The 8,589-nt window shown below is 73.1% G+C and carries 6 protein-coding genes and 1 pseudogene; 5 read left to right on the top strand and 2 right to left on the bottom strand.

Features of this window, described 5'->3' with window-relative positions; translation table 11 throughout:
* Positions 1-284: 284 nt before the first annotated feature.
* Both ACFVH5_RS42580 and ACFVH5_RS42575 read right to left on the bottom strand, forming a co-directional pair.
* A complete protein-coding gene (locus ACFVH5_RS42580; protein ID WP_385839052.1) occupies positions 285-914 on the bottom strand; it encodes a DedA family protein in 630 nt (209 codons plus the stop codon).
* A gap of 71 nt (positions 915-985) precedes the next feature.
* Positions 986-1,750: pseudogene (locus tag ACFVH5_RS42575) on the bottom strand (MBL fold metallo-hydrolase); the annotation flags it as partial.
* Between the two features lie 84 nt (positions 1,751-1,834).
* Between ACFVH5_RS42575 and ACFVH5_RS42570 the strand changes: the two are divergent.
* The 5 genes from ACFVH5_RS42570 to ACFVH5_RS42550 all read left to right on the top strand — a co-directional run bounded on the left by ACFVH5_RS42570 (position 1,835) and on the right by ACFVH5_RS42550 (position 8,379).
* On the top strand, positions 1,835-2,260 hold the full coding sequence (locus tag ACFVH5_RS42570) for a hypothetical protein (RefSeq protein ID WP_384804845.1): 426 nt from the start codon (positions 1,835-1,837) through the stop codon (positions 2,258-2,260).
* Between the two features lie 213 nt (positions 2,261-2,473).
* Positions 2,474-4,564, top strand: coding sequence for an alkaline phosphatase family protein (locus ACFVH5_RS42565; RefSeq protein ID WP_385839051.1), 2,091 nt, complete (start codon positions 2,474-2,476; stop codon positions 4,562-4,564).
* 448 nt (positions 4,565-5,012) lie between these two features.
* On the top strand, positions 5,013-6,074 hold the full coding sequence (locus ACFVH5_RS42560) for an ATP-binding protein (RefSeq protein ID WP_385839050.1): 1,062 nt from the start codon (positions 5,013-5,015) through the stop codon (positions 6,072-6,074).
* Between the two features lie 62 nt (positions 6,075-6,136).
* The gene (locus ACFVH5_RS42555) at positions 6,137-7,879 is read left to right on the top strand and encodes a hypothetical protein (protein ID WP_385839053.1); all 1,743 of its coding nucleotides are present in this window, start codon (positions 6,137-6,139) and stop codon (positions 7,877-7,879) included.
* 74 nt (positions 7,880-7,953) lie between these two features.
* Entirely contained in the window at positions 7,954-8,379 is a 426-nt protein-coding gene (locus ACFVH5_RS42550) for an OsmC family protein (protein ID WP_107016823.1), read from the top strand.
* Positions 8,380-8,589 lie beyond the last annotated feature (210 nt).

The raw sequence follows: 8,589 nt of genomic DNA, 5'->3' as shown, positions 1-8,589 counted from the left end.
GGTTCGGACGGCCCTGCAGGGGGGCTTTCTGGTGGTTGGGCGCTGCGGGCTCGGTGGGGGCGGATCGCGCCGTTCCCCGCGCCCCTGACGGGCGCGGTGGTGTGCGCCGGGCTCTGGAAGGGGCTGCGGAACCTTTCGCGTCCGGGCCGGGCCCCGTTAGGGGCGCGGGGAACTGCGCGGCCAGCCACGTCGGACCCGCAGGTTCGGACGGCCCTGCAGGGGGGCTTTCTGGTGGTTGGGCGCTGCGGGCTCGGTGGGGGCGGGCCGCGCCGTTCCCCGCGGCCCTAGCGGGCTACCGCGCCGCGGACGCGGCGCCACAGCGTGGGGGTCAGGCTGACGATCACCGTCAGGAGCACCGCCGCCAGCACCCCCTCCCACGGTTCCTTGAACAGGGAGCCGCCCAGTACCCCGATGAGCTGGTACGTCGCGGCCCACGCGAGGCACGCCGGCGCGTTGCCGTGGGCGAAACGGCGTATCGGCCACTTCGCCATCAGACAGGCCAGCATCACCGGGATGCGCCCCGCGGGGACCAGCCGGGACAGCACCAGCACCGCCACCCCGTGGTCGGCGAGCTTCCCCTGGGCCTGCGCGAGCCGGTCCTCGGGCGCGCGGTCGCGGATCGCCGCGAGCCAGCGCGAGCCGTTCTTCGACTTCATCCCGCGGCGCCCGAGCCAGTACAGCGCCATGTCCCCGAGGAACGCGGCCAGCGCCGACACCACGAACACCAGCAGCATCGAGAAGGGCGCAGCCTGGTGGACGGCCACCACGGCCGCCGAACTCACCAGCGCACCCGTGGGAATGACCGGCACCAGCGCGCCGATCAGCACCAGCAGGAACAGCGACGGATAGCCGAGCGCCTGCTGAGTGGCCACAGTCGGCACGGTCGTGACCGCGACGGCGAGCACAGGTCTCACCGGGTTCCGCCCTCCCGCTCGTCGTCGCCCCGACCGGCCGGTGCGTCCCCAGGGGAGGACCGATACCCCACGATCTTGGGTCGCACACTTTCACCCTGGTCGAGCCGGTGCACGGTCACGCCGGGCGCACGCTCGGCGGCCAGGCGCACGAACTCGGCGCCCGGTGCATGGAATTCATGGGGGCGCACGGAATCCATCCCGATGGGCCAGAACGTGCCGTAGTGCACCGGCACGGCGCTGCCGGGCCCCAGCAGGGCCAGCGCGTCGGCCGCCCGGCCCGCGTCCAGGTGCTCCTCTCCCAGGTACGGCCCCCACCCGCCGACCGGCAGCAATGCCACGTCGACCGGCCCGACCTCCTCGGCCATCGACTCGAACAGCCCGGTGTCCCCGGCGAAGTACGTCCGGGACTCGCCCTCGATCACATAGCCGAGAGCGGGCGCGCGATGCGGCCCGACCGGCAGCCGCCGCCCGTCGTGCCGAGCGGAGACGACCCGTACGAGCAGGTCACCGACCTGGACCCGGTCGCCGGGCGCCACCTCGGTGAGCTCCAGGCCGTCGAGCCTGCGCAGTCCGGGCACCGCACGCCGGGCACCGCGCGGCACCACGAGCCGGGTGCCCGGGGCGAGCCGGGACAGCGACGGTACGTGCAGATGGTCGGCGTGCAGATGAGAGATGAGCGTCACATCCGCCACCGCCGCCTCGGGGGGCGGTGGCGCGCCCCGGCGCCTGCGCAGATGCGCGAGCCGGCGCGCGAAGAGCGGGTCCGTGAGCACGCGTACTCCCGAGTCCTCTACCGTGCAGGTGGCGTGACCCCACCAAGTGATCTCCACCGGCACTCCTTTGCCTCCTTCGCGCGACTCCCCCCGAGCCTACGGGCAGGAGTAGGGTCGGCGACGAAACCCGGAGGTGAGGGGGACGCCATGGGAGACACACGCCGTACCTCCGGCATGCTGCGCGTGACGACGATCGCCAGCCTGACGCCGTTGGAGGAGCTGGACGCGGACCCCTTCCTGGTGGACTCGCGCAGCCAGCACGCCATGTGCGCGCACTGGGCGGCCGAGCGCGGTTACGTGGTCACGCGGGAGCTGCTCCTGCGGGGGTTGCGGCCCGACCACTGCGCGCTCTGGGAGGACGCCGAGGCCGGCCTCGTGGATCTGTTCGTCGCGCCGAGCCGCCGCGTTCTGGAGCGGGCGCTCGCCTCCGTGGACGCGTTCACGGAGGAGTGTGCGCGGCGGGGGGTGCGGGTCGAGACGGTCGGGCATGCGGAGCCCGCGTACGACGCGCAGATGAAGGCGCGGGTGCATCGTCGGCTGTCGATGCCGACGGCCGGGTACGACGGTCGTTGATCGCTCCGGGCGATGGCCGGCCCGGGCCGATGTGGGGTGCTGGGCGTTCGTGGGCGGGTGCCGGTCCGGTGGGGGCTTGTCGCGCAGTTCCCCGCGCCCCTGAGGGGCGCGGCCCTGGGGCGGGACGGCGACGGAGGGCGCTGGTCGGCTTGTGGCAAGGTGGGGCCGAGTCCGTCGGCTAGGGGGCGGGCGCGGATGTGAGGCAGGCGTGACGTGGGGAAAGAACGATGGCGGAGGGTGGCGAGCGCGGTCTGGCGGAGTGTCGCCGTGTGGGCGGTCTCCACGGTCACCATGCTCGTGCTCGCCGGGATCCTGCCGGACTTCAGGCTCCAGTCGCCCGACGGTGACAGCGCCACCAGCATCGCCGTCACCGCCGCACTGGGCGCCGGAGCGTTCGGCGTGCTCTCCTCCGTCGTGTGGCCCCTCCTCGTGCGGGCCCTGCTCCTCGTCCCCGCCCTCGTCCTCGGCGTGCTCGTCTTCTTCCTGAACGGCTCACTCCTCCTGCTGGCGCTGCGCCTGGACCCCTCGGGCAAGAGCACGGCCGCCCCGGAGACCGCCGTGGTGGTCGCCGCGGTGATGTCCGCGGTCGCCTCGGCCACCGGCGGCGCGCTGGCCGTACGGGACGACGACGCGTACCGGCGCAGGCTGTACCGGCTGTCCGACCGCCGCCGCAGACAGGCGCCGCCGCCCGGCGCCCAGTCGTCCCCCGGCACGGTCTTCCTCCAGCTCGACGGAGTCGGCCACGACGTGCTCGTGGACGCCATCGGACGCGGGCTCATGCCCACCGTGGCCGCCTGGCTGGGCGAGGGCCCGGGAGCGCGTACCACCCACCGGCTCGCGCCCTGGCGCACCGACTGGTCCAGCCAGACCGGCGCCAGCCAGCTCGGCATCCTGCACGGCTCCAACCACGACATCCCCGCCTTCCGCTGGTACGAGAAGGACACCCGGGAAATCATGGTCTGCAACCGGCCCACCAGCGCCGCGGAACTCCAGCGCCGGGCCATCGAGCACACCGGCGACGGCGGCCTGCTCACCCTGGACGGCGCGAGCCGCGGAAACCTCTTCAGCGGGGGCGCCGAGCAACTGGCCCTGGTGCTCTCCGTGGCCGCCAGACGAGGCAGGGAGAACCGTTCCCGGGCGGGCTACTTCGCGTACTTCTCCGACCCCGCCAACGCCGTCCGTACCGCGCTGTCCTTCGTCGCCGACGTCGGCCGCGAGATCGGCGAGTCCACCCGGGCGCGGCTGCGGAAGCAGCGCCCCCGGGTCGGCCGGGGCGGGCTCTACCCGTTCATCCGGGCCTTCGCGACCGTCATCGAACGGGACGTCGTCGTCGCGGCGGTCATCGGGGACATGTTCGCCGGACGCGCCTCGGTCTACGCGGACCTGGTCGCGTACGACGAGGTCGCGCACCATTCCGGGCCGCGCAGCCGGGACGCGGAGAAGGTCCTGCAGCGCCTCGACCGCTCGCTGGCCCTGATCGAGCAGGTCGCCGAGCACGCGCCGCGGGCGTACCGCGTGGTCCTGCTCTCCGACCACGGCCAGAGCCCGGGGGAGACCTTTCGCGCCCGGTACGGCCTCGGGCTCGGCGAACTGGTCCGGGCCGGCTGCGGGCTGCCCGTGCCGCGCAAGGCCCGGCGTACGCACAGCGGTGCCGAGGCCAGGGCGGCGGTGCTGGCCGCGCTGCGCAGGCCCGTGGAGGAGGGCGGCGAGCAGTTCCGGCCGACCCTGCCGCCGTCGGAACCCATCGTGCTGGCCTCCGGGAACCTGGGACTCGTGTCCTTCCCCGACGTGCCGCACCGCATGAGCCGCGAGGAGATCGACGCCCGGCATCCGGCCCTGCTGACCACGCTCGCCAACCATCCCGGGGTCGGGTTCGTGCTCGTCCGCAGCGAGGAGCACGGGGGGCTCGTGCTCGGGGCGCACGGTGCGGAGATTCCGCTGGACGAGCTGGACGACGGTCCCGGGCCGCTCGCGGACTTCGGGGCGGGCGCGGCCGACGCGGTGCGCCGTACGCACTCGTTCCCGCACGTCGCGGACATCATGGTGAACTCCTGGTACGACCCCGAGGACGGCGAGGTGCTCGCGTTCGAGGAGCAGATCGGGTCGCACGGGGGGTTGGGCGGGGCCCAGGGGCGGCCCTTCCTGATGTCGCCGCTCACGCTTTCACCTCCGGTGGGGGCGGGGGAGGAACTGGTCGGGGCGGAGCAGGTGCATCGCGTACTGCGGCGGTGGTTGCGGGAGGACGACGGTCCGCAGGTGCCGGTCGGCGACGACGCGCCACTCGACGACTCACGCTCGGCGTGACCGTGTGCGCCCGCGCGGGTGGGTAGGGGCATCGGCTGCGGGCCGGTGGGGGCCGGTCGCGCCGTTCCCCGCGCCCCTTAGGGGCGTGAGCCTGGCGCGGCCCGGTCGGGTGCGGGCCGGACGTGGCTGGTCGCGCAGTTCCCCGCGCCCCTTAGGGGGCTGGGGTGGGCGCCTTTTGTGAGCACGGGGCGGCCTCGGGGGAAAGACAGGGGCGCAGCCCCGTCTTTCAGGGGCGCGGGGAACTGCGCGGCTCGCCCCCACCGGGCCGCAGACGAACAGCCAGCCAGCCCCACCGGCCTGCGGGCGGGCGCTCGGCCAGTTCCATCGGCCCGTGGGCGGGCGCTCGGCCAGACGACCCGGCGTCGCGGAAAATGGGCTGCGGGGCCGTCCAGGGCCACGCACACTGGGCGTGGCCGAAACCCCGGCCCCCCAACCCCCAGGAGCCCGCGTGCAGGCAGCCGTCACCGTCACTCCCGCCCGTGTACCGGAACTGCTGCTCGGTCTCGCGACCGTGCGGCCCGTGTTCCTCTGGGGCGCCCCGGGTATCGGAAAGTCCTCCCTGGTCAGGGAGTTCGCCGAGTCGCTGGGCCTGGAGTGCGTGAGCCTGCTGGGTACGCAGCTGGCGCCGGAGGACCTGATCGGCGTACCGCAGATCCGGGACGGCCGTTCCGTCTTCTGCCCGCCGGAGGCGATCGCCCGCGACGAGCCGTACTGCCTGTTCCTGGACGAGCTGAACGCGGCGACCCCGGACGTCCAGAAGGCCTTCTACTCGCTGATCCTCGACCGCCGCATCGGCAACTACGAGCTGCCCGCGGGCTCGATCGTGATCGGCGCGGGCAACCGTTCGACGGACAACGCGCTCGCGCGCCCCATCGCGTCCGCCCTGGTCAACCGCCTCACGCACGTACACCTGGAGGTCTCGGCGAAGGACTGGCTGGTGTGGGCGGCGGGCAACGGCATCCATCCGTGGGTGCTCGACCACCTCACCGACCGCCCCGACCACCTGTGGTCGAAGCCGCCGAAGACGGAGGAGCCGTTCTCCACGCCCCGTTCCTGGCACATGCTCTCGGACGCCCTGCGTTCCTTCGGCCCGACGCTCGACGAGCCGACGCTCAAGGTCATCGCGCACGGCACGCTGACGCCCGCGCACGCGGTCGCCTTCTGCGGCTATGTGAAGATCGTCCGCAGCCGTTTCGGCATCGAGGCGATCCTCAAGGGCGAGGCCCGCTGGCCGAACCGCGTCGAGGACCGCGACCTGCTGTACTACCTCGCCGAGTCGTTCCGGGGACGGCTGGTCAAGGAGCTGCCCACCAGCAAGGAGCACGCCTCGGCGAACGGTCGGCAGACCGCGTACCGCGCGAAGTCGCTGCTCGTGCAGCTCGCGGAGATCTCGGTGGAGGTCGCCCAGAGCGTCATCGCCTCGGACGAGGACGGCAACCCCGTACTGCCCGCCTGGTTCCTGGTGGAGGCGGCCCGCGACATGCCCCGGCTGGTGGAGGCCCGCCGGTGACCCGTACGGGCAGGCAGGCGGAGCCGAAGAAGGACCTGGCGGCCGAGGCGTTCGCCGAGGGGATGCGGCTCGTGCGGAGCAACCGCGCGCTCGCCGCCATCGGCTTCAGCGTCTGCCGTCAGGAGGACTGCGAGGAGTCGCCCCGCGACGGGCTCGTCCGCGTCGACTCCGACGGCGTGCTGCACGTCCACCCCAAGCGCCGCGCCCGGCCCGTCGAGTGGGCCTGGGCGGTCGCGCACGCCGCCCTCCACCTCGGCTTCGGACACGTACCGGCGCACAAGACCGTGCGGGAGCAGCCCGACCGCTTCGACCTCGCCGCCCGCTGCGTCGTCGTCAACCGCTTCCTGCTCGGCTTCCCCATCGGCCTGACCCCCGCGGACCTGCCGATGTCGTACCCCGACGGGGACGAGGAGCAGCTCGCCGCGCGCTGGCGCCGCGACGGCGCCGGCATCCCCGCGGTGTACGAGCGCTGCGGTACGGCGGGTGATGAGCCGGACCTGCTGCTGGTGCCGTGGGACACCTGGCGGGGAGGTTCCGCGCCGGACTGGCAGCTCGCCTTCGCCCACGCGCTGACGCGCACGGTGTCCGCCGCGATGGACATGGCGGGCGGCCGGCGCGACTCGATGCGCGGCGGCATCACCCCGCGGCAGCCGTGGGAGCGGGCGCTGAGCTGGTTCGTGTCCTCCTACCCGCTGCTCGGTGGCATCGCGGCCGGCATCACGATCGTCGCGGACGCCGAACTCGCCCACGCGCACGGCATCTCCGTCGCCGCGGTCGACCCGGAGGCCGCCGAGATCTACATCAACCCGCTGCGGCAGTTCGACGACGAGGAGTGGCGGTTCGTCCTCGCCCACGAGATGCTGCACGCCGCGCTGCGCCACGGCGACCGCTGCGGCGTCCGCGACCCGTACCTCTTCAATGTCGCGTGCGACTACGTCATCAACTCCTGGCTGGTCGAGATGCAGGTCGGCGTGATGCCCGAAGGGCTGCTGTACGACCAGGAGTTGAAGGACCTCTCCGCCGAGGAGGTCTACGACCGGCTCGCCACCGACCTGCGCCGCCACCGACGCCTCGCCACCCTGCGCGGCAAGGGCGTGGGAGACATCCTCGGCGGCCCCCTCGGCTCACCCCGCGACTACGTCGACCTCGACGAGTTCTACCGCCGCGGCCTCGCCCGGGGCCTCGACCTGCACCAGCGGCAGGAGCGCGGGTACCTGCCCGGCGGCCTCGTCGAGGACATCCGCGCGCTCAGCCATCCGCCCCTGCCGTGGGACGCGCAACTGGCGCGCTGGTTCGACGAGTTCGTGCCGCGCCCCGAGCCGCTGCGCACCTATGCCCGCCCGTCCCGCAGACAGGCCGCCACCCCCGACATCCCGCGCGCCGGACGGTACTTCCCGCCCGAGGAGATCGCCCGCTGCACCTTCGGTGTGGTCCTCGACACCTCCGGCTCCATGGACCGCACCCTGCTCGGCAAGGCACTGGGCGCGATCGCCTCGTACGCCGAGGCCAGGGACGTACCGGCCGCGCGGGTCGTGTTCTGCGACGCGGCACCGCACGACGCGGGCTTCGTCCCGGTCACCGAGATCGCGGGGCGGGTACGCGTCCACGGCCGGGGCGGCACGATCCTGCAGCCGGGTGTCGACCTCCTCCACCGGGCGAAGGACTTCCCGCCGGGCGCCCCGGTCCTCGTCATCACCGACGGCTGGTGCGATGTGCTGCGGGTCCGCCGCGAGCACGCCTATCTGATTCCGCAGGGCGCGTCCCTGCCGTTCACCGCGCGGGGGCCGGTCTTTCGCGTGCGCTGAGCCCGACGGTGACCCGAGTGTGATCGGATGGTGCCACGGACCCGGAACCGGGACCTCGTCGAAAGGGAATCATCGTGGCAACAACGCGCTCCGCACACACCGTCTGGGAAGGCAACCTGCTTGAGGGCAACGGCGTCGTCACCTTCGACTCCTCCGGCATCGGCGAGCAGCCGGTGTCGTGGCCGTCGCGCTCCGAGAAGGCGAACGGCAAGACCAGCCCGGAGGAGCTGATCGCCGCCGCCCACTCCAGCTGCTTCTCCATGGCGCTCTCGCACGGCCTCGCCGGCGCCGGCACGCCGCCCACCAAGCTCACCACCTCCGCGGACGTCACGTTCCAGCCGGGTGAGGGCATCACGGGCATCCACCTCACGGTGGAGGGCACCGTGCCGGGCCTCGACGAGAACGCCTTCGTCGCCGCCGCCGAGGACGCCAAGAAGAACTGCCCGGTCAGCCAGGCGCTGACGGGCACGACGATCACGCTGACGGCGAAGCTCGCCTGACACCACGCCGTTCCGGAACACCGGTACACCGCTTTTGAGGCGATGCCGCGCCCCGCGCAAGGGGCGCGGCATCGTCATGTCCGGCCAGGTCCGGGGTACGTGCCCCATTGACAGCATCGCACTCAAGTTTTGTGATGGAACGCGGTGATGGAACGCGGCAAGACCTGGGCGGAAGGGGACGGACATGGCACGTGCGGTCGGGATCGACCC

Source organism: Streptomyces sp. NPDC127119, assembly GCF_042677425.1.
Taxonomy (GTDB): domain Bacteria; phylum Actinomycetota; class Actinomycetes; order Streptomycetales; family Streptomycetaceae; genus Streptomyces.
This window is presented reverse-complemented; position numbering and strand designations above follow the sequence as displayed.